Source organism: Neisseria sp. P0001.S005, assembly GCF_051963715.1.
The window spans coordinates 1-378 of the sequence record NZ_JBQCTZ010000735.1 but is presented as its reverse complement, the minus strand read 5'-3'; the positions used below and the strand labels follow the sequence as shown (position 1 = coordinate 378).

Below are 378 nucleotides of genomic sequence, written 5' to 3'. Positions count from 1 at the left end.
ATCACGATTTATACCTTCATGATGCCGATTCCAAGCCTGCACCCTGATGCCGCGCGCAAAGCCGAGCTGTTGTGGTGCCAACCTAATCCGACCCAGGCATGGATCGACTGGATGCGCAAAGGCAAGCTCCCAAGCGGCAAAGCAAACTGTGAAAACCCTGTTGCAGAAACCACTTCGTTGGGCGAACAATTCGGCTTCAACGGCACACCAACCGTGGTCTTCCCTAACGGCCGCAGCCAAAGCGGTTACAGCCCTATGCCCCACCTCAAAGAAATCATCGAGAAAAACCAGTAATACAGGGTTTAATCTCCATAAAGGACGCTTTACGCGTCCTTTTTTCATGTCGCCCGCCATCAACTGCCTTCAGACGGCCTCAAA

General features: G+C 52.6%; 1 protein-coding gene. It reads left to right on the top strand.

Annotation, left to right across the window (positions count from 1 at the left end; genetic code table 11):
- Positions 1–294, top strand: a 294-nt coding sequence (locus tag ACTHSP_RS22615; RefSeq protein WP_440347086.1) for a DsbC family protein, incomplete at its 5' end; no start/stop codon positions are given.
- Positions 295–378 lie beyond the last annotated feature (84 nt).